The following is a 20,599-nucleotide window of genomic DNA, read 5'->3' on the forward strand; positions in this document are numbered from 1 at the left end:
TCATTAGCATTCAGTAGAACGGGTCATACATGCTGGGGGCAATCGTAGCTTCCCAGTTGTCGACGGACCGTGTTGCCAGGCCCTCTGCCTCAGCCTGTTTGGCGACCGCTACGGCGATCGCGAGCGAGACCTTGCGAATATCAGACAGCGGCGGATAAATGGACCCGGCCGCCAGATCGCTTTCGCTGACGTCTTCCGCCAGGGCCTTCACCGAGGCCAGGAACATACCGTCCGAAATCCGATTGGCGCCACAGGCGATGGCGCCCAAACCGATACCCGGGAAGATATAGGCGTTATTGCCCTGCCCGGGGCGGCGAACTTCACCGTGATAGTCCACCAGCCCAAACGGGCTGCCGCTGGCAAAGATGGCCCGTCCGTCGGTCCATTCGTAGGCCTCTAGCGCGGTGCATTCGGCGTTGGTCGTGGGATTGGACAGCGCAAAGACGGCCGGTCGTTCAGTCACGCTGGCCAGCAGCCGCAGCGAATCCTCGCTGAAGGTGCCGGGGCGGCCGGTCGCGCCGATAAGCGCGGTGGGCTTATGCGCCTCGACGGCTTCGTGAAACGACATTTCCGGCAGATCGTGGGCATACGGCACGTTGTGTGGCGCAATCCGCTCACTGTTCTTGGTCAGCAGGCCTCGCGAATTGCAAAACCACAGTCGCGAACGCGCCTCGTCCTCGGACAGCCCCGCCTCCACCAGCGCTGAAACCATCAAGTCGCCGATGCCCGTAGCCGCGGAACCGGCGCCCAGAAACAGGATTCGCTGATCCTTAAACGGCGTGCCCGAGATGCGCGTGGCGGCAAAAACGCCGGCCAGCACCACCGCCGCAGTGCCCTGGATATCGTCGTTGAAGCACAGCACTTCGTCCTTGTAGCGTTCCAGCAGCCGGTAGGCGTTTGCCGTGACAAAATCTTCGAACTGAATCAGGACACCCGGGAAGACTTTCTGGGTGGCCTGGACAAACTCGTCGATCAGCTCGTCGTAGGCCTCGCCGCGCACCCGGTCCTGGATCAGCCCGAGATACATATCGTTTTCGCGCACCGTGTGGTTGTTGGTGCCCACATCGATCATGACCGGCAAACACTGACTGGGATGAATCCCGGCACACGCGACGTACAGCGACAGCTTGCCGATGGGAATGCCCATGCCGTTGGCCCCAAGGTCACCCAGACCGAGGATACGCTCACCGTCGGTGACAACGATGATCCGCACGTCTTCTTCATACCAGTTGCGCAGCAGCTCCTCGATCCGCCCACGATCGTTGATCGTCAGGTAGATACCCCGCGGTCGGCGAAAAATGGCGGCAAACTCTTTGCACGCCTGGCCCACGGTCGGGGTGTAGATCAGCGGCATGACCTCTTCGATATGGTCGATGACGGTGCGATAGAACAGCGCTTCGTTTCGATCCGCCAGCCCCTGCAGATAGATATGCCGGTCCAGATCGCTGTCTTTCTTGCGCAGATGTGACTGCACCCGCTTGACGTGCTCATCGAGACTCAGCACCCGAGGCGGCAGCAGGCCGCGCAGCTTGTACCGATCTCGTTCTTCTTCGCTGAAACCCGTGCTCTTGTTGAAAGCCGGGTCGAGCAGCCTGCGCTGCCCAAGCTTCTCCTCTGACGTATCGGGCATGGTCAGATCAGGCAGACCTTCTCAGCAAGTTCGTTGATCAGGACCCGGGTGTTTTCCGAGTAGTCGATCGGCGCATCGATGAGGTGCACCCCGGGGGTGTCGAGCGCCTTCTGCAGCGTCGGCAGCAGCTCTGACGTTTCTTCGATCCGGTGTCCGACAGCGCCGTACGACTCCGCGTACTTCACAAAATCCGGGTTGCCGTAGTCCAGCCCCCAGTTTTCGAAGCCGCCACCTTCCTGCTTCCACTTGATCATGCCGTACGCATCGTCCCGGAGGATCAGCACCGCCAGGTTCAGCTTGTACCGGACCGCGGTTTCCAGCTCCTGGCTGTTCATCATGAATCCGCCGTCGCCACAGATCGCCATGACCTTGCGCTCCGGAAACAGCATGGCCGCCATCATGGCAGACGGTAGGCCCGCGCCCATCGTGGCCAGCGCGTTATCCAGCAGCACCGTATTGGGCTCGTAAGCCCGGTAGTTGCGGGCAAACCAGATTTTGTACATGCCGTTGTCGAGCGCGATGATGCCGTCCTGCGGCATGGCCCGCCGCACGTCGGCGACCATCCGCTGAGGCTTGGTCGGGAAACCTTCATCGTCGGCCCCGTCAGCAATCGATGCGAGCACCTGATCGCGGACCTTCATGTAGTACTCGAAGTCCCACTCGTCGCTCTTGCTGATGTTTTTGGTGATCGAATCCAGCGTGGTAGCGATGTCACCGACCACCTCCAGCTGCGGGAAGTAAACCTCGTCAACTTCCGCTGAGTTGAAGTTGATGTGGATCACCTGCTTGCCATCCGGCTCCATGAAAAACGGCGGTTTCTCGATCACGTCGTGTCCGATATTGACCACCAGATCCGCTCTATCGATGGCGCAGTGGAGGTAGTCCCCGTCAGACAGCGCCGCGGTGCCGATGTACAGCGGGTGGAACTCGTTCAGCACGCCTTTGCCCATCTGCGTGTTGAAGAACGGAATGCCGGTCGCCTCAACCAGATCGTGCAGCGCATCCTGAATGCGCTTCCGATTGGCGCCGGCGCCGATCAGGATCAGCGGCCGCTTCGCGTTGTGGATCATCTGCACCGCGGTGCGCACACACTTTTGATCGGGGGTCGGCAGACGCGGCCGCGACTGCGGATAAATGAACTGGTTGTCAGTGTACTCGTGCGCGATATCTTCCGGCAGCTCGAGATTCACCGCGCCGGGGCGCTCCTCTTCCGCAATTCTGAAGGATTCCCGCACCAGCGAGGGAATGGTGTTGGCGTTCACGACCTGCTTCGCGAACTTCGTGATCGGCTTGAACATGGGCACCGTTTCCAGAATCTGGAAGCGGCCCTGCTTGGATTTCTTCACCGGCTTTTGGCCGGTGATCATCAGCATCGGCATGGCGCCGAGCTGCGCGTAGGCGGCGGCCGTCACAAAGTTGGTGGCGCCAGGGCCGAGCGTGGCGAGACAGACGCCGGTATGGCCGGTGAAGCGGCCGTAGGTGGAGGCCATGAAACCCGCCCCCTGCTCGTGCCGGGTCAGGACCAGCTTGATGTTGGACTGGCGCAGCGACTCCAGCAGATCCAGGTTCTCCTCGCCGGGGACGCCGAAGATGTACTCGACGCCCTCCCCTTCGAGCGCCTTGATAAACAGGTCAGAGCCTTTGATCTGACCGTCTTTGAGTTCGGGCTGGATTCCCTCTGAATTCGACATGGTGTGTTCTCCCTTAAGCTGGCTGGTGCCTAGCGATGGTCAGCTCCCTGCGGTTTGCCCGCCAAAGCCGTTCCCATCGGTTCCCCAAGCAAATAATTCGGCTGGGCCGAATGTTGAAAGTGTTCAGCGTAACGCCCTGCAGGCAATGAAATCCTTATCGCCAACTCCATTAAGACCCTTTCCAGCGCCCCTGATCCCCACAGATCAGTATAACTGACGAAAACGCGGTTGCCGACCGAAAATGCCGTTTGCGCCCAGACGCTTGCGCGAGTGCCCGCGGTCGGGACTCGGGCCTTTTTCCGATCGCGCAGTCAGGGTTTGCTGGCAAGCGTCAGAGCAAACGGAAGCGGCTCGTGAACGAACGAACGAGTGGCAGTCAGCCCCGCGTCTTCAAGCATCTCCCGGATTTCTCCGGTCAGGAACTTACGGCTGATTTCCGTACGAGTTCGCTCGCCTTCGGAAAACGTGACGGCGAGATCGAGCGCGCCGATGTGCACCTGCTGCTCGACTTTCGAAACGAGATGCATTTCGATTCTGCGACGCCCTTCGCAGTAGTAGGCCAGGTGAGAGAACCGGTCGAGCTGAAAGTTGGCCTGAAGCTCGCGATTGATGACGGCCAGCACGTTGAGATTGAAGTCCGCCGTCAGGCCCTGCGCATCGTTGTAGGCTCGCTCGAGCACCGCCTCGTCCTTGTGGAGATCGGTTCCGAGGAGAAAGCTGTCCCCGCTGCCCATCCGCCCGGCGATCTCCGCGACAAAAGCGCTGGCCTCAGCCGGCTCAAAATTCCCTAGCGTGCTGCCAATAAACATCCACAGGGTGCGGCCAACCGGATCGGGCACATGGTCGAGTCCAGCCGTGTAATCACCTGCCAGCGCGTGAATGGCCAGCTGCGGGTATTCCTTTTCGAGGTCCGTAACCACGGCTCCCAGCATTTCCTCGCTGACGTCAAAAGGCAGGTAGGTTGCGTCCCCAGAAGGCTGCCACCGATCCAGAAGCAGGCGGGACTTTCGCGATGCGCCGCTGCCAAGCTCCAGAATGTTGTCGGGCGACGCGAGCCTCAGAATCTCTGCGGCGTGCGCCGTCAGCAGCTCGGATTCGACGCGAGTGGGGTAATACTCGGGCGTATCGCAGATCTGATCGAAGAGCGTCGACCCTCGCTCGTCATAGAAGTATTTCGGATGCAGCACCTTCGGCGAGGCGGTGAGGCCTTGCCGCATATCCTCCGCCATGGATGGAGCCGGCCGCGATGGCGTTACCGGCGTTAGGGCACGACGACTCGTGCGAGATTCGGCGGTTGTCACTGGCTGATGCTGGCGCCGCTGAGTCCGCGATTTTTTCTAACGATCGCCATGGCAAGCTCCAGCGACTGTTCGTAATTCAGGCGTGGATCCACCGTCGAGCGGTAGGCGCGCTTTAAGTCTTCATCGGTCAGGTCCCGCGCACCGCCCGTACATTCAGTCACGTCTTCACCGGTGAGCTCCAGATGGATACCGCCAAGCCGCGAACCGCAGGCCTGGTGGATATCAAACGCCTGGGAAACCTCGGAATGAATGTTTTCGAAGCGCCGCGTTTTGACGCCGGAGCTGGCGTTTTCCGTGTTGCCGTGCATCGGATCGCAGGTCCAAAGCAGCGTTTTGCTCGCCTTTTGACCCGCCTCGATCAGCCGCGGTAAGTGTTCCGCGATTTTGCCCGCGCCCATACGGTGGATCAGCATCAGGCGACCGGGCTGATCGTCGGGATTGAGGGTCTTGATCAGCTCGGTCAGCCACTCCGCCGTCATCGCGGGGCCAATCTTGATGCCAATCGGGTTACGGATACCTCGACAGAACTCAACGTGTGCGCCATCCAGGGCCGCCGTTCTCATCCCGATCCAAGGCAGATGGGTCGAGAGGTTCCACCAGCCCCAGCGCCGGGGCACCTGGCGGGTTTGGCCCTGCTCGTAGTGCAGATGCAGCGCTTCGTGTGACGTGAAGAACTCCACCCGCTGGAGCGCACCGACGCGACGCCCGGCAAGGGTCTCCAGGAAGCTCAGCGAGTCACTGATCTGGCCCAGCATCTCCCGATATTCCTGAGCTTCGCTGGAGTGATCAACCCAGGACAGGTCCCAGTACTCGGGGTGATGCAGGTCGGCGAAGCCGCCGTCAACGAGACTGCGCACAAAGTTGATGGTCATCGCCGAACGAGAATGCCCCCGCAGCAGACGCTCCGGATCGGGAATGCGCGCCTCCAGCGTGAAGTCGGGGCCGTTGACGATGTCACCGCGGTAGCTTGGCAGCGTCACGCCGTCACGGGTTTCCTCGCTGGACGACCGGGGTTTCGCATACTGGCCGGCAAAACGACCGACGCGCACCACCGGCATCTTCAGGCCGTGCACCAGCAGCATCGACATCTGCAGCAGCACCTTCAGACGGTTGGTGATCACGGTGGAGTTGCAGTCGTTGAAGCTCTCGGCACAGTCGCCGCCCTGGAGCAAAAATCGTTTCCCCGCGGCACACTCGGCCATCTGCTGGCGCAGCGAGGTGATCTCCCAAGAGGTGACCAATGGCGGCAGCTCTTGGAGCTGCTTCAGGCTGCGTTCCAGCGCGGCCTCGTCCGGATACTCGGCCTGCTGCGACGCGGGAAAGTCCTGCCAGGACTCGGGAGTCCAGGTATCGTCGGAGGGCAGTGAGGCGAGCTGTGTGTCTTTGCTGTTCATGTGAAGTCTTCCGGTTCAGATCGCATGATTGCACATGGTGCTGACGATTAAAACGGGGAGTTTCCGGCGCAAAACCGGCTGCCTTCACGGGCTAAGAATCAGCGAAAAATCCGCCGGTCGGCATGTGGTCGTCGAAGCGCCCAAAACGCCGCCCAGAGCGTTAGGCCGGCAAACCAAACCAGGGTCCAGAAAGGCATGCTCTGGCCCAGGAAGATCCAGTCTACCGAGGCGCAATCACCCGACGCGTTAAGCAGCTTATCGAGCGTTTCGCCCAGCGGGAAGTTGCTGACCATATACTCGAGACTTGGGCTACAGTCGGGGATTTGGTCGGGCGGCAGACCCTGCAGCCAAAGGTGACGTGCAGCGGTGGCAATACCGAGCCCACCAAAGGCCGCCTGCAGGGCTCCGTACACAAACCTTCCGCCCCGCCCGGCGCTGTGCAGGCCAGAAACCAGAAACAACGCGCCAAGCACGTAAAACACCAGACGCTGGACCATACACAGGGGGCAAGGATCCAGGTATTTGACGTATTCCAGGTAGTAGGCGTAGCCCAGGAGCGCCGCACACGCGACGGCCGTCAGGAGATGGGCTGTGCGATACCTCAAGACCCTGATCCCCTGGGGCTGCTAGTGGTCACTCGAGGAGGCTGACACCCGCCGAGATACTGCTGCCGGCAGGTGCAGGAGGCGCTTAGACGTCGTCGTCATCCTGGACGGCGCCGTCGGGTCGATCCACCAGTTCGATGTAGGCCATCGGCGCGCTGTCACCAGCCCGAAAGCCACATTTCATGATGCGCGTATAGCCGCCCGGACGCTCGACGTAGCGAGGGCCTATTTCCGTGAACAGTTTGCCCACCGCTTCCTTGTCCCGCAGGCGGGCGAAAGCCACGCGGCGATTAGCCACCCCGTCGTTTTTAGCCAGCGTGATCAGCGGCTCAGCAACCCGTCGCAGCTCTTTGGCCTTGGGCAGCGTCGTGCGGATCATGCCGTGACGGAACAGGCTGGCCGCCATGTTGCGGAACATAGCCTTACGATGGCTTGAGTTGCGATTGAGCTTGCGGCCCGATTTCTGATGTCGCATCTTGCAGTGTCCTTCTTAGGCGTTGCGCCGGCGCCGATCAGGTGATGGCGTCGCTGCGCAGGCCGGCGGGCGGCCAATTTTCCAGTTTCACACCCAGGCCCAGGCCATGTGAGGCCAGCACGTCTTTAATCTCGGTCAAAGACTTCTTGCCCAGGTTAGGCGTCTTGAGCAGCTCCACCTCGGTGCGCTGGATCAGATCACCGATGTAGTAAATGCTTTCGGCCTTGAGGCAGTTTGCCGACCGCACCGTCAGCTCCAGGTCGTCGATGGGTCGCAGCAGGATCGGATCGATCTCCTCTTTGCGCTCCACCTTTTGCTCTTCCAGCTTGCTGGAGAAGTCGACGAACACCGCGAGCTGCTCGGCCAGGATGTTGGCCGACAGACGCACCGCTTCTTCACAGTCGAGCGTCCCGTTGGTTTCAACGTCCAGGATCAGCTTGTCGAGGTCGGTGCGTTGCTCAACCCGCGCACTCTCTACGCTGTAGGAGACGCGACGGACCGGGCAGAAGGACGCGTCAAGCTGCAGGCGTCCGATCGGCTTGGCCTCTTCGTCGAGGTGACGACGGTTAACTGCCGGCTCGTAGCCGCGGCCCTGAGCCACGCGCAGCCGCATCGAGATGCTGCCGGCTTTGGTCAGGTGACAGATAACGTGATCCGGATTCACGATTTCCACGTCGTGGTCGACCTGGATATCGCCGGCGGTAACCGCACCCACACCCTCTTTGGTGAGGGTCAGGACGGCTTCTTCCTGGTTGTGCATCCGCAGCGCCACTTCCTTCAGGTTCAGAAGGATGTCGATGACGTCTTCCTGGACGCCGTCGATGGTGGTGTATTCATGGAGCACGCCGTCGATTTCGGCTTCGACAATCGCCGATCCCGGAATCGAAGACAGAAGTACGCGACGCAAAGCGTTACCGAGCGTATGGCCAAAGCCACGCTCCAGAGGCTCGAGCACGATCTTGGCGCGGTACGGGCTGCTGCTGTCGACCTGCACACTCTTAGGCCGCAGCATATTGGCAAGGGTTGCTGCCATGGGAAACCTCTATCTAGTTTTTACTTGGAGTACAGTTCGACGATCAGGTTTTCGTTGATCTCAGCCGACAGATCCCCGCGGTAGGGCGCGCTTTTGAAAGCGCCTTCCATTTTCTTGGGGTCGACTTCCATCCACGTCGGAACTAGATCGAGATCCTGGCTGACGTTGATAGATTCCTGAATCCGAAGCTGCTTTTGAGCTTTTTCGCGCACGGACACGACGTCACCAGGATTGATCTGGCAGGACGGGATGTTCACCAGCTGACCGTTGACCTTGATAGCTTTGTGCGAGACCAGCTGGCGCGCCTGCGCCCGGGTGACCGCAAAACCCATCCGGTAAACCACGTTGTCCAGCCGACCTTCGAGCAGGCGCAGCAGGTTTTCGCCGGTCGCGCCTTTCAGGCGAGCAGCGGTCTTGTAATAGTTGCGGAACTGGCGCTCCAGGATGCCGTACATCCGGCGTACCTTTTGCTTCTCGCGCAGCTGCAGCGAGTAGTCAGACTGACGCAGACGCCGGTTGGCGCCGTGGTGGCCAGGCTTTTGCTCAAGCTTGCACTTGGTTTCCACCGCGCGCGCTGGGCTCTTCAGAAACAGATCGGTGCCTTCGCGCCGAGCCAGCTTGCAGGTTGGGCCGGTATATCTAGCCATGCTTAATCTCCCGTTCTCGTGCTGTTCGGTTGGCCGTTAGACCCGGCGCCGCTTCGGCGGCCGGCAGCCGTTGTGAGGAATCGGGGTCACGTCGATGATGTTGGTGACCTTGAAACCCAGCGCATTGAGCGCCCGAACAGAAGACTCGCGACCCGGGCCGGGGCCCTTTACGCGAACCTCAATATTTTTTACCCCAAACTCCTGCACCACCTTGCCGGCGGTCTCAGCGGCAACCTGCGCGGCAAACGGCGTACTCTTTCGAGAGCCCTTGAAGCCCGCGCCGCCAGCCGTGGCCCAGCTCAGCGCGTTGCCTTGCCGGTCGGTGATGGTGATGATGGTGTTGTTAAACGACGCCTGTACGTGTGCGACAGCGTCAAGCACCGACTTTTTGACTCGCTTTTTGGATTTTCCGGTGTTTTTAACCATGATCTATGCTTCCGTCAGCGCTTGATCGGACGACGCGGGCCCTTGCGGGTGCGTGCGTTCGTTTTGGTTCGCTGACCACGCGTCGGCAAACCGCGTCGATGGCGCAGGCCGCGGTAGCAGCCCAAATCCATCAACCGCTTGATGTTCATACCAATTTCGCGCCGCAGATCGCCTTCTACGGTTCGCCGGCCTACGGCCTGGCGCAGCTGCTCGAGCTCTGCGTCCGCCAGATCGCCCACCTTGGTGGTCGGATCGATACGGGTTTCTTCGCAGATTTTCAGAGCCTGCGTACGGCCAATGCCATACACCTCGGTGAGGCCCACCCAGGTGTGTTTGTGAACCGGGATATTAACTCCCGCAATACGTGCCATGCGTTTCTATCCTCCAGCGGACGCAACGAGCGCGAAAAGCCGGACATTGTAGCCCAGTTTTTCCGCCCGATAAACTACTAAAACGTTATTTCAGTGAACTTTCTGCCGGTTCTAGGGCCGGCTTATCGCACCACTCCGGACCTACCGTAGGTCTTCAGGTTGGCTTTCTTCAGCAGGCTGTCGTACTGGTGCGACACCATGTGAGCCTGCACCTGCGCCATGAAGTCCATGGCCACAACCACCACAATCAAAATCGACGTACCGCCAAACAACGGCACACCCAGCGAGGCGTTCAGCCAATCCGGCAGCAAGCAAATCAACACCAGATAGATGGCGCCCCAGGTAGTGAGCCGCGTGATGACGCCATCGATGTACTGCGCGGTCTGCTTGCCGGGTCGAATACCCGGGATCAGCGCGCCTGAGCGCTTCAGATTGTCAGCGGTCTCCTGGCTGTTAAACACCAGCGCGGTGTAAAAGAAGCAGAAGCCCGCGATCAGGATCCCAAAGAGCACGGCGTACAGCGGCTCACCAGGCGCGAGCCGGGTAGCGACGTTTTGCAGCCAGCGCGCTTGTTCATTGGTGCCGAGCCAGGTTGCCAGCGTGGCCGGAAACAGGATCAGGCTCGAGGCAAAGATCGCCGGGATCACGCCCGCCATGTTCAGCTTCAGCGGCAGATGCGAGCTTTGGCTTTGGTAGGCCTGACGGCCGCCCTTCCGCGCGTAATTCACCGTGATGCGGCGCTGACCGCGCTCGATGAAAACCACAATCGCGATCGTTGCAAGAGCCAGGGCCAGCAGCGTCAGCACCGTGATCGGCGAGATTGCGCCCTGGCGCGCTAGGTCCAGCGTCCCGGCAATAGAGCCGGGCAGGGCCGCCACAATGCCGGCGAAGATCAGGATCGAAATACCGTTACCGACGCCGCGTTCCGTGACCTGCTCACCAAGCCACATGAGGAACATCGTGCCGCTGGTCAGGCTGACCACCGCGGTGAACAGGAAACCGGTACCGGGGTTGACCACAACCGGCAATCCGGCAATGGCGCCCTGATTCTGCAGCGCTACCGCGACCGTCACCGCCTGCACCGCCGCCAGCACCACCGTGAAATAACGGGTGTACTGGGTAATCTTGCGACGACCGGCCTCACCTTCCTTCTTGAGCTGCTGCAGATGCGGGACCGTGGCGCTGAGCAGCTGAATGATGATGGACGCCGAGATGTAGGGCATCACGCCGAGCGCAAACAACGAGAAACGCCCCAGCGCGCCGCCAGAGAACATGTTGAACATGTCCACAATGGTGCCGCGCTGCTGATTCATCAGCTCGACAAGGGCCGCCGGGTTAATTCCGGGCACCGGCACAAACGTACCGAGACGGAAAACCACAATGGCCCCAATCACAAAGAGCACCCGCTGGGTGAGCTCTTTGGGAAGCGTCATTCCGCCGCTCGGCGGTTGTCGGGTAGGTCCAGCCATGCTTAGGTCTTATTCCTCGATGCTGCCGCCAGCTGCCGTGATTGCGGCCGCCGCACCTTTAGTGACGTTAAGACCTTTGACCGTGATTGGACGCTCGAGTTGCCCGGTGTTGATGACTTTGACCTTTTGCACGCGCTGACCGATCAGCCCGGCCGCTTTGAGTGCCGCCATGTCGACCGTCTCAACGTTCATGCTGTTGATCTGATACAGGCGGATTTCCTGGGTCAGGCCCGCTTTGCGAGACGCGAAGCCCACCTTCGGCAGGCGACGCTGCATCGGCAGCTGGCCACCCTCGAAGCCCACCTTGTGGTACCCACCGGAACGCGAGTGCTGACCCTTGTGGCCGCGGCCCGCGGTTTTACCATTGCCGGATCCGATACCGCGACCCACGCGCTTGCGGGTGCCTTTTGAGCCGGCCGCCGGCTTTAAGCTGTTTAAACGCATCTTCTCTTTCCTGTTCCTGTCTGCAGCAGCTGAGCGGTCAGGCGACCGGCTCAACCTTCAGCAGATAGCTGACCTTGTTGATCATGCCGCGGTTTTCCGGGGTGTCAGCTACCGTCACCGTCTGATGCATCTTCCGCAGCCCGAGACCCTGAACGCATTCGCGGTGTCCGGGCACGCGGCCATGTTTGCTCTTAACAAGCGTTACCTGAAGCTGATCAGCCATGATTTTCCATCACCTCTTCCAAGGTCTTGCCACGCTTGGCGGCAACGCTGGCCGGCGACTGCATCTGCTTGAGACCCGTGATCGTGGCCCGCACCAGGTTGATCGGGTTTCGTGAGCCCAGGCTCTTCGCCAGTACGTTCTGGACGCCAACCGCTTCCAGCACGGCGCGCATTGCGCCCCCGGCAATAACGCCGGTACCTTCGGAGGCCGGCTGCATGTAAACCTTGGAGCCGCCGTGGCGCGCCGTCATCGGATACCAGAGCGTACCGTCGTGAAGATCCACGTGGATCATCTGGCGGCGGGCGCGCTCCATGGACTTCTGAATGGCGATCGGTACCTCGCGGGCTTTACCGTAGCCGAAGCCGACGCGGCCGTTGCCGTCACCGACGACGCTCAGTGCGGTGAAGCCGAACTGACGTCCGCCTTTCACTACCTTGGCCACCCGGTTCACGGCGACCAGCTTTTCGATCATGCCGTCGTCGTTATCTCGTTGGTCGTTTCTTGCCATCTGCTTGAACCCTAGAATTTCAGGCCCGCTTCGCGGGCTGCTTCAGCCAGGGCTTTGACCCGACCGTGATATTTGAAACCGGAGCGATCGAAAGCGACGGACTCAAGTCCCGCTTCCTTGGCTTTCTCGCCGATCACCTGTCCGACACGCGTGGCGGCCTCGACGTTCTTACAGCTTGCGAGGCCCTCACGAACGCTCGCCTGCATCGTGGACGCGGCGGCAAGCACCTTGCCGGTTTTCGGATCGATCACCTGCGCCGACAGGTGCTGACCGGACCGATGAACCGACAGGCGGGGAATTCCCAGCTGACGAATCTTGGCTCGGGCGCGCTTCGCGCGGCGGAGTCTGGAGTCTTTTTTGTTCATGTCTTCTAACCCTGGCGCGACCGAAGGCTTAGGCCTTCTTCGCTTCCTTCATAACAATTCGCTCACCCGCGTACCGCACGCCTTTGCCTTTGTAGGGCTCGGGCGGGCGATAGCTGCGGATCACCGCTGCGACCTGACCGACTTTCTGCTTGTCGATGCCGCGAACAACGATTTCCGTCTGGCTCGGCGTTTCGAGGTCCACGCCTTCCGGCGGCGTGAACTCCACCGGGTGCGAGAAGCCGAGCGTCAGGTTGATCGCTTTGCCCTGCATCTGGGCGCGATAGCCAACCCCGACCAGCTCGAGCTTACGTTCGAAGCCTTCCGAGGCTCCGGTGACGCAGTTGGCAAGCAGGGAACGCATGGTTCCCGCCATGGCCACGGCGCCGTCGTTTGCCGGAACCATCGTCAGCTCACCTTCACCCTGCTCGACCGAAACGGACGGATGCAGATCGAGAGTGGTGCTGCCCTTCGGGCCTTTGACCGTGACGGTCTGTCCGGCAACGGAAACTTCCACGCCTTTCGGCAGGGTCACCGGTTGTTTTGCAATACGGGACATCGTGAGCCTCCGTCAGGACACCACGCACAGCACCTCACCGCCAAAGCCGGCAACGCGGGCTTTGTGGTCGGTCATGATGCCGTTCGAGGTGGATACAATGGCTATTCCAAGTCCGCCCATGACGCGGGGCAGGTCGTTTTTACCGCGATAGCAGCGCAGCCCAGGCCGGCTCACGCGCTCAAGGCGATCGATGACGCCGCGTCCTTCGCGGTACTTCAGCTCAATAACCAGCTGAGGCTGTTCGCCGCCGGTCACGCTGTGGTCAACGACATAACCTTCGTCTTTCAGCACCCCGGCGATACCCACCTTCAGCTTGGAAGTCGGCATGGACACGGTTTTTTTGCCAGCCAGCTGCGCGTTGCGAATGCGCGTCAGCATGTCTGCTACTGGGTCACTCATACTCATGATCGGTCTCTCTTAGGTCCTGCTTACCAGCTGGCTTTCTTGAGGCCAGGCACGTCACCACGCATCATCGCTTCGCGAAGCTTGTTGCGGGACAGTCCAAACTTACGGTAATAACCGCGCGGGCGACCGGATGAGCGGCAGCGATTGCGCTGACGCACCGGGCTGGAGTCGCGCGGCATCTTCTGCAGCTTCAGCTGCGCGTCCATCACCTCTTCATCGGTGCTCTTCTCGCTGGCGATAATCGCCTTAAGCGCGGTGCGCTTTTCTGCGAAGCGATTCACCAGCTTGGTGCGCTTCAGCTCGCGCTGAATCATTGATTGTTTAGCCATAGTTCTTCAGGTCCTGAACGGGAAGTTGAAGGCTTCCAGCAACGCGCGGCCTTCCGCATCGTCCCGGGCAGTGGTGGTAATTGCGATGTCCATACCCCGGATCTCGTCGACCTGGTCGTAGTCGATTTCCGGGAAGATGATCTGTTCGGTCACACCCATGTTGAAGTTACCGCGACCGTCAAAAGACTTCGGGCTGATGCCACGGAAGTCGCGGATCCGCGGGATCGCAATCGTAATCAGGCGATCCAGGAACTCGTACATGCGCTCACGACGCAGCGTGACCTTGCAGCCGATCGGGTAGCCGTCGCGAATCTTGAACGACGCCACCGACTTGCGAGCGGTGGTCACCACAGGCTTCTGCCCGCTGATCCGAGCGAGCTCGGCCGTCGCGTTCTCCAAAGCTTTCTTGTTGCCGACGGCCTCGCCGACACCCATGTTGATGGTGATCTTGCTGAGCTTCGGCACCTGGGCGACGCTGGAAAAGCTGAACTTGTCCTTGAGCGCCGGCACCACGTCATTCGTATATTTGTCGTGTAATCTCGCCATTATCTTCTGCCTTAAACGTCTACCACTTCGCCATTGGAGCGAAAGACGCGCACTTTGCTGCCGTCCTCCAGGGTCTTGAAAGACACCCGGTCCGGCTTGTCGGTCGCGGCGTTGTAGAGCATCACGTTAGACGCGTGAATCGGCGCCTCTTTTTCAATGATGCCGCCCTGAACCTGCTGCTGCGGATTCGGCTTGGTGTGTTTTTTCACCAGGTTCACGTTCTCGACCAGCAGGCGGTCATCTTCCAGCACCGACATGACCTGGCCACGGACGCCTTTGCTGCGCCCGGCGATCACGATCACGTCGTCACCTTTCTTGATTCGTTTCATAACAGTTCAGTCCAGTCTCAGCGGCGCCGGGTCAGAGTACTTCCGGTGCCAGCGACACAATTTTCATAAACTTCTCACCGCGCAGTTCGCGGGTCACCGGCCCGAAGATCCGGGTGCCGATGGGCTCGAGCTTGGCGTTCAGCAGCACGGCTGCATTGCCGTCAAAGCGGATCAGCGACCCGTCTTTGCGGCGAACACCTTTGCGGGTGCGAACGACGAGCGCGTTGTACACCTCACCCTTCTTCACCTTGCCGCGGGGGATGGCGTCTTTGATGGTCACCTTGATGACGTCACCGATGTCGGCGTAGCGTCGCTTCGAGCCACCCAGCACCTTGATACACATCATCCGACGCGCGCCGCTGTTGTCGGCCGCGTTTAACATGCTCTGCATCTGAATCATGGTCTTGTCCCTTTCCTAGCCTTCCGCTCGCCCCTACTGCGCGCGCGTGACCACTTCAATAACGCGCCAGCTCTTCGACTTGGAGATCGGACGGCACTCGGTGATCCGAACCGTATCTCCCGCGTTGCAGGCATTGTCCTCGTCATGGGCGTGAACCTTTGACGAACGCTTGATGTATTTCCCGTAGATCGGGTGCTTCACCTTACGCTCAAGCAAGACGGTAACCGTCTTGTCCATGGCGTTGCTGACCACTCGGCCAGTCTGAGTTCTGATCTGCGTTTCGCTCATGATGATTCACCGTTGCTGCCCTGCGCTTCACGGGCTTTTTCACCCAGCACAGTTTTCACGCGCGCGATATTGCGGCGCACCTGCTTGAGCTCATGAGTGGCGGGCAGCTGCCCGGCCGCCATGGCCATCCGCTTTTCAAACTGCGACTTGCGCAGTGATTCGAGCTCATCTTTGAGCTCGGCTTCCGTTTTCAGTTTCAGGTCTGCAGCTTTCATCACATCACCTGCCGTGAAACAAAGGTGGTCTTGACCGCCAGCTTGGCGCCGGCCAGGCGAAACGCCTCGCGGGCCACGTCTTCGCTAACGCCCTCAATTTCGTAAAGCACCCGGCCGGGCTGAATCGGCGCAACCCAATACTCGACGTTTCCCTTACCTTTACCCTGGCGAACTTCCAGCGGCTTTTTGGTGATGGGCTTATCGGGGAAAACCCGGATCCACAGCTTGCCGCCGCGCTTAACGTGGCGGGTGATCGCTCGGCGAGCAGCTTCAATCTGGCGCGCGGTCACAAAACCCCGGGTGGTGGCCTTGATGCCAAACTCACCGAAGCTGACCTCGCTGCCGCGATGCGAAAGCCCGCGGTTGCGGCCCTTCTGCTGCTTGCGAAACTTAGTCCTTTTGGGCTGAAGCACTTTCTTATCTCCTTAACACTGATCGTCGTGAACCGGTCTACTTCAGCTCTTGGCTGACGCGCCCCGCTCTGACGACTCGGCTTCGGGCTTGCCTGCGTATAGGTCAAACACCTCACCCTTATAGATCCATACCTTGATGCCGATGATGCCGTAGGTCGTGTTGGCCTCAGCCGTGCCGTAATCCACGTCGGCGCGCAGCGTGTGCAGCGGCACCCGGCCTTCGCGATACCACTCACCGCGCGCGATCTCCGCACCATTCAGTCGACCGGCGACACTCACCTTGACGCCGAGCGCACCCAGCCGCATGGCGTTGCCCACGGCGCGCTTCATGGCGCGGCGGAACATGATCCGGCGCTCGAGCTGTGAGGCGATTGACTCGGCAACCAGCGTCGAGTCCAGCTCGGGTTTGCGGACTTCCGACACGTTGATATGGGTGGGGACACCCATCATCTTGGAAACCGAAGCGCGCAGGCGCTCAATGTCCTCGCCCTTTTTGCCGATCACAATCCCCGGCCGCGCCGTGTGGATGGTGATCCGCGCCGTCTTGGCCGGCCGCTCGATCTGAATCTGACTGACCGCCGCCCCGGAGAGCTTCTTGCGGATGAAGTCGCGGACTTCGATATCCTTATTCAGGTTGTCCGCGAACTCTTCACCGGTGGCGAACCACTTGGAGTTCCAGTCTTTGGAAATCCCCAGACGAATGCCGGTTGGATGTACTTTCTGACCCATAGCTATCTATCTCGACTATCTATCCCAGATTTCCGCGGCTTACGCCTGATCGGAAACCGCCACCGTAATGTGGCTGGTTCGCTTCAAAATTCGTGTACCCCGACCCTTCGCCCGGGCACGCCCGCGCTTCATTGTCGGACCTTCGTCGACGTAGATGCTGCTGATGCTCAGCTCGTCAATGTCGGCGCCTTCGTTGTGCTCGGCGTTGGAAATGGCCGACAGCAGCACCTTCTTAACCAGGTGGGCGGCCTTCTTCGGACTGTAGGTCAACACCTGCTCAGCCTTCTCGACCGGCATGCCGCGGACCAGGTCAGCGATCAGGCGCACCTTCTGCGCAGAGATCGGCGCCCGTTTCAGAATTGCTCGTGCTTCCATGATGATTCCTTCTCAATCCCGCCTTAGCGCGACTTACGATCGCCCGAGTGGCCCCTGAAGGTGCGCGTCGTAGAAAACTCACCCAGCTTGTGGCCGACCATGTTTTCGTTGATCAGCACCGGGATATGTTGCCGCCCGTTGTGGATGGCGATCGTCAGACCCACCATCTCCGGCGCGACCATAGAGCGACGCGACCAGGTCTTGATCGGCCGCTTGCTGTTGTTGGCAACCGCCTCGTCCACCTTCTTCTGCAGGTGGTGGTCGATAAATGGGCCTTTCTTAATTGAACGTGGCATCTCGAATTACCTTGTCTTCTGCGAGCGACGACGAACGATCAGCTGATCGGTGCGCTTGTTTTTACGGGTCTTGTAGCCTTTGGTCGGCGTACCCCAGGGGCTCACCGGATGGCGACCGCCGGAGGTACGACCTTCACCGCCACCGTGCGGGTGATCAACCGGGTTCATCGCGACACCGCGAACCGTCGGTCGGACGCCACGCCAGCGATTGGCGCCGGCCTTGCCGAGCTTCTTCAGGTTGTGCTCTGAGTTGCTCACCTCACCGATCGTTGCCCGGCAGTCGTGCGAGATCTTGCGCATCTCGCCGGAACGCAGCCGCAGGGTCGCGTAGACGCCTTCGCGAGCGACCAGCTGGGCGGACGCACCGGCCGAACGCGCGATCTGGGCGCCCTTTCCGGGCTTCATCTCGATGCAATGCACCGTGGTGCCCACCGGGATGTTGCGCAGCGGCAGGCAGTTGCCGTTGCGGATCGGCGCGTCTCGGCCCGACTGAACCTCGTCACCGACGTTCATCCGGCGCGGCGCCACGATGTAGCGACGCTCGCCGTCGGCGTAGCACAGCAGAGCGATGAACGCGCTGCGGTTCGGATCGTGCTCGATTCGCTCGATCTTCGCCGGTACGCCGTCCTTGCGGCGCTTGAAGTCGATGACCCGATAGCGCTGCTTGTGACCGCCACCCTTGTGGCGCGTGGTGATGCGGCCGTCGCTGTTACGACCACCGGTCTTGGTTTTCTTCTCAACCAGCGCCTCGTGCGGACGACCCTTGTAGAGGCCTTCACGCTTGACGACAACCGTTCCGCGACGGCCGGGAGAAGTCGGCTTGAGCTTGATTACTTGTGCCATGGTTATTCTCTTAGTCAGCCACTGGCTGTTCGACGTCGATGGTCTGGCCTTCCGCGACACGCACGTAGGCCTTCTTCCAGTTCGGGCGCCGCCCGGGGACCATCCGAAAAGCGCGAGACTTGCCGCGCACGTTGACCATGTTGACGTTCTCAACGTTCACCTTGAACAGCATTTCCACCGCCGCTTTGACCTCCGGCTTGCTGGCGTCGGTGGCAACCTTAAAGACGTACTGGTTACCCTCGCCACCAACGCGCGTGCTTTTTTCAGACACGTGCGGGGCGCGCAGCACCTGGTAGAGGCGCTCCTTGTTCATTTCAGCCACTCCTGAATTTTGTTGACCGAATCGACCGTCGCGATGACGCGATCAGCGTCAACCAGCGTCACCGGATCGACCGCAGAGGAGTCGATGACCGTGATGCCACGAACGTTGCGAGCGGCCAGATACAGATTCGGGCCCACATCTTCGGTAATGATCACCACGCGCTGCCCGGGGAATTCGGCCAGCTTGGTCATCAGGTCTTTGGTCTTCGGCGCATCCAGCGCGAAGTCCTGCACCACGTCGAAACGCTCCTGGCGGACCAGCTCAGAAAGGATGGCCTGCATGGCGCCGCGGTACATCTTGCGGTTCACTTTCTGTGAAAAGTCGCGGGGCCGCAGCGCGAAGGTTGTACCACCGCCACGCCACAGTGGGCTGCGGATGGTGCCAGCACGCGCCTGACCGGTGCCCTTCTGGCGCCAGGGCTTGCGCCCGCCGCCGCTCACGTCGGAGCGCGACTTGGTGGCCTTGGTGCCCGCGCGACCGCCAGCGAGGTAGGCCGTCACCACCTGATGGACCAGACCTTCGGAGAAGGGGCGGTCGAAGGTGCTGTCAGCCACGCTGAGGGTGTCGGAAGATCCTTTGATCGTCAGTTCCATGATCATAGAGTCCTTGGTTTAGCCCTTCGCCTTGACCGCCGGACGGACAATCACTTTGCCGCCGGTGGCGCCCGGGATTGCGCCCCGGATCAGAAGGAGGTTGCGTTCGGTGTCGACGCGCACAACGCGGAGATTCTGCGTGGTGCTGCGAACCGCACCCATGTGGCCCGCCATCTTCTTCCCTTTGAAGACGCGGCCGGGGGTTTGGCACTGTCCGATAGAACCAGGCGCCCGGTGCGAAAGCGAGTTGCCGTGGGTGGCGTCCTGCATGCGGAAATTGTGGCGCTTGACCACGCCCGCAAAGCCTTTGCCTTTGGTGGTCCCGGTTACGTCGACGATTTGCCCCTCGGCGAAAATGTCGACCTTGATCTCGCCACCGGCGGCCAGGTCTTCACCCTCACCGTCGTCCAGGCGGAATTCCCACAGACCGTCACCGGCCTCCTGGCTGGCGCGGGCGAAGTGTCCGGCTTTGGGCTTGTTGACCAAAGAGACGCGCTTGGCGCCGCGGGTGACCTGCACCGCCCGGTAGCCGTCGCTGTCTTCGGTTTTGACTTGCGTGATGCGGTTGGGAGCAACTTCTACAACTGACACAGGCACGGATTCACCGTCGTCAGTAAACACTCGCGTCATACCGCGCTTTTGGCCGATTACACCAATCATTACCATCTCTCTCATGGTGGGCAGCGACATATTCACAAGGCCATGCTCGCGCCGCTGCCGTCTAATTTTCGAAGAAGGGGTCAGATCCCTTCTTTCCCTTTATTGTGTTTTTTTAAAAAGGGACCTGACCCCTTTTAACGCCCGGCGGGATAGCCCGGGCTATTCAGCGACGGCCGCTTAACGCAGCCGAGCCAAATCCATCAATACAGCTGAATCTGAACGTCTACGCCGGCGGCCAGATCGAGCTTCATGAGCGCGTCAACCGTCTTGTCGTTCGGATCCACGATGTCCATCAGACGCTTGTGGGTCCGGATTTCGTACTGGTCCCGCGCGTCCTTGTTAACGTGCGGTGACGTCAAAATCGTGAACCGCTCCTTCTTGGTCGGAAGGGGAATCGGGCCGCGGATCTGCGCACCGGTCCGCTTGGCGGTTTCAACAATTTCTGACGCCGAGCGATCGATCAGTCGATGATCAAACGCCTTCAGGCGAATTCGGATTCTTTGGTCTGACATCTTCTTATGGTCTCAGAGCAACCCGTGGGTTAGCTCGCATTCATCATTCAATAATTTTGGCGACTACGCCGGCGCCGACCGTGCGTCCGCCTTCGCGGATCGCAAAGCGAAGGCCGTCTTCCATCGCGATCGGCGCGATCAGCTCAACCTTCATCTGCACGTTGTCTCCCGGCATCACCATCTCAACGCCCTCCGGAAGCTCGCAA

The 20,599-nt window shown here is 60.5% G+C and carries 32 protein-coding genes and 1 pseudogene; all 33 read right to left on the reverse strand.

Annotated elements, in window-relative coordinates:
- Positions 1 to 10: 10 nt before the first annotated feature.
- The gene (locus AAF358_14660) at positions 11 to 1,630 is read right to left on the reverse strand and encodes an NAD-dependent malic enzyme (GenBank protein MEM7706798.1); all 1,620 of its coding nucleotides are present in this window, start codon (positions 1,628 to 1,630) and stop codon (positions 11 to 13) included.
- 2 nt (positions 1,631 to 1,632) lie between these two features.
- A complete protein-coding gene (locus AAF358_14665; GenBank protein ID MEM7706799.1) occupies positions 1,633 to 3,321 on the reverse strand; it encodes an acetolactate synthase large subunit in 1,689 nt (562 codons plus the stop codon).
- 311 nt (positions 3,322 to 3,632) lie between these two features.
- Positions 3,633 to 4,550 carry an L-histidine N(alpha)-methyltransferase gene (gene egtD, locus AAF358_14670; GenBank protein MEM7706800.1) on the reverse strand — a complete coding sequence of 306 codons (918 nt, stop codon included), beginning with the start codon at positions 4,548 to 4,550 and terminating at the stop codon, positions 3,633 to 3,635.
- 68 nt (positions 4,551 to 4,618) lie between these two features.
- On the reverse strand, positions 4,619 to 6,016 hold the full coding sequence (locus tag AAF358_14675; GenBank protein ID MEM7706801.1) for a 3-deoxy-7-phosphoheptulonate synthase class II: 1,398 nt from the start codon (positions 6,014 to 6,016) through the stop codon (positions 4,619 to 4,621).
- Positions 6,017 to 6,114: 98 nt separating this feature from the next.
- A complete protein-coding gene (locus tag AAF358_14680) occupies positions 6,115 to 6,621 on the reverse strand; it encodes a disulfide bond formation protein B (GenBank protein MEM7706802.1) in 507 nt (168 codons plus the stop codon).
- A gap of 85 nt (positions 6,622 to 6,706) precedes the next feature.
- The gene (gene rplQ / locus AAF358_14685; protein MEM7706803.1) at positions 6,707 to 7,096 is read right to left on the reverse strand and encodes a 50S ribosomal protein L17; all 390 of its coding nucleotides are present in this window, start codon (positions 7,094 to 7,096) and stop codon (positions 6,707 to 6,709) included.
- Positions 7,097 to 7,133: 37 nt separating this feature from the next.
- Positions 7,134 to 8,129 (reverse strand): DNA-directed RNA polymerase subunit alpha, encoded by a 996-nt coding sequence (gene rpoA / locus AAF358_14690; protein MEM7706804.1) that lies wholly within the window; start codon positions 8,127 to 8,129, stop codon positions 7,134 to 7,136.
- 20 nt (positions 8,130 to 8,149) lie between these two features.
- Entirely contained in the window at positions 8,150 to 8,776 is a 627-nt protein-coding gene (gene rpsD, locus AAF358_14695; protein ID MEM7706805.1) for a 30S ribosomal protein S4, read from the reverse strand.
- A 36-nt stretch (positions 8,777 to 8,812) separates the two neighbouring features.
- Positions 8,813 to 9,202: a 30S ribosomal protein S11 gene (gene rpsK / locus AAF358_14700; GenBank protein ID MEM7706806.1), complete on the reverse strand. Its 390-nt coding sequence runs from the start codon at positions 9,200 to 9,202 to the stop codon at positions 8,813 to 8,815.
- 14 nt (positions 9,203 to 9,216) lie between these two features.
- Positions 9,217 to 9,573: a 30S ribosomal protein S13 gene (gene rpsM, locus AAF358_14705; protein ID MEM7706807.1), complete on the reverse strand. Its 357-nt coding sequence runs from the start codon at positions 9,571 to 9,573 to the stop codon at positions 9,217 to 9,219.
- A 122-nt stretch (positions 9,574 to 9,695) separates the two neighbouring features.
- Positions 9,696 to 11,042: a preprotein translocase subunit SecY gene (secY, locus tag AAF358_14710; protein MEM7706808.1), complete on the reverse strand. Its 1,347-nt coding sequence runs from the start codon at positions 11,040 to 11,042 to the stop codon at positions 9,696 to 9,698.
- A gap of 9 nt (positions 11,043 to 11,051) precedes the next feature.
- Positions 11,052 to 11,486 (reverse strand): 50S ribosomal protein L15, encoded by a 435-nt coding sequence (rplO, locus tag AAF358_14715; GenBank protein ID MEM7706809.1) that lies wholly within the window; start codon positions 11,484 to 11,486, stop codon positions 11,052 to 11,054.
- 37 nt (positions 11,487 to 11,523) lie between these two features.
- Positions 11,524 to 11,709 (reverse strand): 50S ribosomal protein L30, encoded by a 186-nt coding sequence (rpmD, locus tag AAF358_14720; GenBank protein ID MEM7706810.1) that lies wholly within the window; start codon positions 11,707 to 11,709, stop codon positions 11,524 to 11,526.
- Positions 11,702 to 12,217, reverse strand: a complete 516-nt coding sequence (rpsE, locus tag AAF358_14725) for a 30S ribosomal protein S5 (protein ID MEM7706811.1) — start codon at positions 12,215 to 12,217, stop codon at positions 11,702 to 11,704. Before rpsE ends, rpmD begins: the two co-directional genes overlap by 8 nt.
- A gap of 11 nt (positions 12,218 to 12,228) precedes the next feature.
- Positions 12,229 to 12,582, reverse strand: coding sequence for a 50S ribosomal protein L18 (rplR, locus tag AAF358_14730; protein ID MEM7706812.1), 354 nt, complete (start codon positions 12,580 to 12,582; stop codon positions 12,229 to 12,231).
- 28 nt (positions 12,583 to 12,610) lie between these two features.
- Complete coding sequence (gene rplF / locus AAF358_14735) at positions 12,611 to 13,138, reverse strand: 50S ribosomal protein L6 (GenBank protein ID MEM7706813.1); 528 nt, start codon at positions 13,136 to 13,138, stop codon at positions 12,611 to 12,613.
- Positions 13,139 to 13,150: 12 nt separating this feature from the next.
- Entirely contained in the window at positions 13,151 to 13,543 is a 393-nt protein-coding gene (gene rpsH / locus AAF358_14740) for a 30S ribosomal protein S8 (GenBank protein ID MEM7706814.1), read from the reverse strand.
- A 23-nt stretch (positions 13,544 to 13,566) separates the two neighbouring features.
- Positions 13,567 to 13,872, reverse strand: coding sequence for a 30S ribosomal protein S14 (gene rpsN / locus AAF358_14745; protein MEM7706815.1), 306 nt, complete (start codon positions 13,870 to 13,872; stop codon positions 13,567 to 13,569).
- Between the two features lie 6 nt (positions 13,873 to 13,878).
- Positions 13,879 to 14,418, reverse strand: coding sequence for a 50S ribosomal protein L5 (gene rplE, locus AAF358_14750; GenBank protein ID MEM7706816.1), 540 nt, complete (start codon positions 14,416 to 14,418; stop codon positions 13,879 to 13,881).
- A gap of 11 nt (positions 14,419 to 14,429) precedes the next feature.
- Positions 14,430 to 14,747 (reverse strand): 50S ribosomal protein L24, encoded by a 318-nt coding sequence (gene rplX, locus AAF358_14755; protein ID MEM7706817.1) that lies wholly within the window; start codon positions 14,745 to 14,747, stop codon positions 14,430 to 14,432.
- Between the two features lie 31 nt (positions 14,748 to 14,778).
- Complete coding sequence (rplN, locus tag AAF358_14760) at positions 14,779 to 15,147, reverse strand: 50S ribosomal protein L14 (protein MEM7706818.1); 369 nt, start codon at positions 15,145 to 15,147, stop codon at positions 14,779 to 14,781.
- Positions 15,148 to 15,180: 33 nt separating this feature from the next.
- Positions 15,181 to 15,435 (reverse strand): 30S ribosomal protein S17, encoded by a 255-nt coding sequence (rpsQ, locus tag AAF358_14765; protein MEM7706819.1) that lies wholly within the window; start codon positions 15,433 to 15,435, stop codon positions 15,181 to 15,183.
- Positions 15,432 to 15,650, reverse strand: a complete 219-nt coding sequence (gene rpmC, locus AAF358_14770) for a 50S ribosomal protein L29 (GenBank protein ID MEM7706820.1) — start codon at positions 15,648 to 15,650, stop codon at positions 15,432 to 15,434. The genes rpsQ and rpmC overlap by 4 nt, the downstream gene beginning before the upstream one ends.
- On the reverse strand, positions 15,650 to 16,063 hold the full coding sequence (rplP, locus tag AAF358_14775) for a 50S ribosomal protein L16 (protein ID MEM7706821.1): 414 nt from the start codon (positions 16,061 to 16,063) through the stop codon (positions 15,650 to 15,652). Before rplP ends, rpmC begins: the two co-directional genes overlap by 1 nt.
- A 102-nt stretch (positions 16,064 to 16,165) precedes the next feature.
- Positions 16,166 to 16,792: pseudogene (gene rpsC, locus AAF358_14780) on the reverse strand (30S ribosomal protein S3).
- A 39-nt stretch (positions 16,793 to 16,831) separates the two neighbouring features.
- Positions 16,832 to 17,167, reverse strand: a complete 336-nt coding sequence (gene rplV, locus AAF358_14785; protein ID MEM7706822.1) for a 50S ribosomal protein L22 — start codon at positions 17,165 to 17,167, stop codon at positions 16,832 to 16,834.
- Between the two features lie 23 nt (positions 17,168 to 17,190).
- Positions 17,191 to 17,463, reverse strand: a complete 273-nt coding sequence (rpsS, locus tag AAF358_14790) for a 30S ribosomal protein S19 (GenBank protein ID MEM7706823.1) — start codon at positions 17,461 to 17,463, stop codon at positions 17,191 to 17,193.
- Between the two features lie 6 nt (positions 17,464 to 17,469).
- Complete coding sequence (gene rplB / locus AAF358_14795) at positions 17,470 to 18,306, reverse strand: 50S ribosomal protein L2 (protein ID MEM7706824.1); 837 nt, start codon at positions 18,304 to 18,306, stop codon at positions 17,470 to 17,472.
- A gap of 10 nt (positions 18,307 to 18,316) precedes the next feature.
- Positions 18,317 to 18,619, reverse strand: a complete 303-nt coding sequence (gene rplW / locus AAF358_14800) for a 50S ribosomal protein L23 (GenBank protein ID MEM7706825.1) — start codon at positions 18,617 to 18,619, stop codon at positions 18,317 to 18,319.
- Positions 18,616 to 19,221 carry a 50S ribosomal protein L4 gene (gene rplD / locus AAF358_14805; protein MEM7706826.1) on the reverse strand — a complete coding sequence of 202 codons (606 nt, stop codon included), beginning with the start codon at positions 19,219 to 19,221 and terminating at the stop codon, positions 18,616 to 18,618. Before rplD ends, rplW begins: the two co-directional genes overlap by 4 nt.
- Positions 19,222 to 19,239: 18 nt before the next feature.
- Complete coding sequence (rplC, locus tag AAF358_14810; GenBank protein MEM7706827.1) at positions 19,240 to 19,881, reverse strand: 50S ribosomal protein L3; 642 nt, start codon at positions 19,879 to 19,881, stop codon at positions 19,240 to 19,242.
- Between the two features lie 200 nt (positions 19,882 to 20,081).
- A complete protein-coding gene (rpsJ, locus tag AAF358_14815; protein ID MEM7706828.1) occupies positions 20,082 to 20,393 on the reverse strand; it encodes a 30S ribosomal protein S10 in 312 nt (103 codons plus the stop codon).
- Between the two features lie 43 nt (positions 20,394 to 20,436).
- Positions 20,437 to 20,599: elongation factor Tu (tuf, locus tag AAF358_14820; GenBank protein MEM7706829.1), on the reverse strand; the 163-nt coding region annotated here is incomplete at its 5' end.

Source organism: Pseudomonadota bacterium (assembly GCA_039033415.1).
Classification (GTDB): domain Bacteria; phylum Pseudomonadota; class Gammaproteobacteria; order Xanthomonadales; family SZUA-38; genus JANQOZ01.

What these genes read in the sequence shown, in the direction of transcription:
- secY (MEM7706808.1), bottom strand. Translation starts at nt 11,042, where the DNA reads ATGGCTGGACCTACCCGACAACCGCCGAGCGGCGGAATGACGCTTCCC.
- egtD (MEM7706800.1), bottom strand. Translation starts at nt 4,550, where the DNA reads ATGGCGGAGGATATGCGGCAAGGCCTCACCGCCTCGCCGAAGGTGCTG.
- AAF358_14675 (MEM7706801.1), bottom strand. Translation starts at nt 6,016, where the DNA reads ATGAACAGCAAAGACACACAGCTCGCCTCACTGCCCTCCGACGATACC.
- rplR (MEM7706812.1), bottom strand. Translation starts at nt 12,582, where the DNA reads ATGAACAAAAAAGACTCCAGACTCCGCCGCGCGAAGCGCGCCCGAGCC.
- rpmD (MEM7706810.1), bottom strand. Translation starts at nt 11,709, where the DNA reads ATGGCTGATCAGCTTCAGGTAACGCTTGTTAAGAGCAAACATGGCCGC.
- rpsQ (MEM7706819.1), bottom strand. Translation starts at nt 15,435, where the DNA reads ATGAGCGAAACGCAGATCAGAACTCAGACTGGCCGAGTGGTCAGCAAC.
- rplV (MEM7706822.1), bottom strand. Translation starts at nt 17,167, where the DNA reads ATGGAAGCACGAGCAATTCTGAAACGGGCGCCGATCTCTGCGCAGAAG.
- rplE (MEM7706816.1), bottom strand. Translation starts at nt 14,418, where the DNA reads ATGGCGAGATTACACGACAAATATACGAATGACGTGGTGCCGGCGCTC.
- rpmC (MEM7706820.1), bottom strand. Translation starts at nt 15,650, where the DNA reads ATGAAAGCTGCAGACCTGAAACTGAAAACGGAAGCCGAGCTCAAAGAT.
- rpoA (MEM7706804.1), bottom strand. Translation starts at nt 8,129, where the DNA reads ATGGCAGCAACCCTTGCCAATATGCTGCGGCCTAAGAGTGTGCAGGTC.
- rpsK (MEM7706806.1), bottom strand. Translation starts at nt 9,202, where the DNA reads ATGGTTAAAAACACCGGAAAATCCAAAAAGCGAGTCAAAAAGTCGGTG.
- rpsD (MEM7706805.1), bottom strand. Translation starts at nt 8,776, where the DNA reads ATGGCTAGATATACCGGCCCAACCTGCAAGCTGGCTCGGCGCGAAGGC.
- rpsM (MEM7706807.1), bottom strand. Translation starts at nt 9,573, where the DNA reads ATGGCACGTATTGCGGGAGTTAATATCCCGGTTCACAAACACACCTGG.
- rplX (MEM7706817.1), bottom strand. Translation starts at nt 14,747, where the DNA reads ATGAAACGAATCAAGAAAGGTGACGACGTGATCGTGATCGCCGGGCGC.
- rplC (MEM7706827.1), bottom strand. Translation starts at nt 19,881, where the DNA reads ATGATTGGTGTAATCGGCCAAAAGCGCGGTATGACGCGAGTGTTTACT.
- rpsH (MEM7706814.1), bottom strand. Translation starts at nt 13,543, where the DNA reads ATGAGTATGAGTGACCCAGTAGCAGACATGCTGACGCGCATTCGCAAC.
- rpsE (MEM7706811.1), bottom strand. Translation starts at nt 12,217, where the DNA reads ATGGCAAGAAACGACCAACGAGATAACGACGACGGCATGATCGAAAAG.
- rpsJ (MEM7706828.1), bottom strand. Translation starts at nt 20,393, where the DNA reads ATGTCAGACCAAAGAATCCGAATTCGCCTGAAGGCGTTTGATCATCGA.
- rpsN (MEM7706815.1), bottom strand. Translation starts at nt 13,872, where the DNA reads ATGGCTAAACAATCAATGATTCAGCGCGAGCTGAAGCGCACCAAGCTG.
- rplN (MEM7706818.1), bottom strand. Translation starts at nt 15,147, where the DNA reads ATGATTCAGATGCAGAGCATGTTAAACGCGGCCGACAACAGCGGCGCG.
- rplW (MEM7706825.1), bottom strand. Translation starts at nt 18,619, where the DNA reads ATGAACAAGGAGCGCCTCTACCAGGTGCTGCGCGCCCCGCACGTGTCT.
- rplO (MEM7706809.1), bottom strand. Translation starts at nt 11,486, where the DNA reads ATGCGTTTAAACAGCTTAAAGCCGGCGGCCGGCTCAAAAGGCACCCGC.
- rplF (MEM7706813.1), bottom strand. Translation starts at nt 13,138, where the DNA reads ATGTCCCGTATTGCAAAACAACCGGTGACCCTGCCGAAAGGCGTGGAA.
- AAF358_14665 (MEM7706799.1), bottom strand. Translation starts at nt 3,321, where the DNA reads ATGTCGAATTCAGAGGGAATCCAGCCCGAACTCAAAGACGGTCAGATC.
- rplQ (MEM7706803.1), bottom strand. Translation starts at nt 7,096, where the DNA reads ATGCGACATCAGAAATCGGGCCGCAAGCTCAATCGCAACTCAAGCCAT.
- AAF358_14660 (MEM7706798.1), bottom strand. Translation starts at nt 1,630, where the DNA reads ATGCCCGATACGTCAGAGGAGAAGCTTGGGCAGCGCAGGCTGCTCGAC.
- rplB (MEM7706824.1), bottom strand. Translation starts at nt 18,306, where the DNA reads ATGGCACAAGTAATCAAGCTCAAGCCGACTTCTCCCGGCCGTCGCGGA.
- rplD (MEM7706826.1), bottom strand. Translation starts at nt 19,221, where the DNA reads ATGGAACTGACGATCAAAGGATCTTCCGACACCCTCAGCGTGGCTGAC.
- rpsS (MEM7706823.1), bottom strand. Translation starts at nt 17,463, where the DNA reads ATGCCACGTTCAATTAAGAAAGGCCCATTTATCGACCACCACCTGCAG.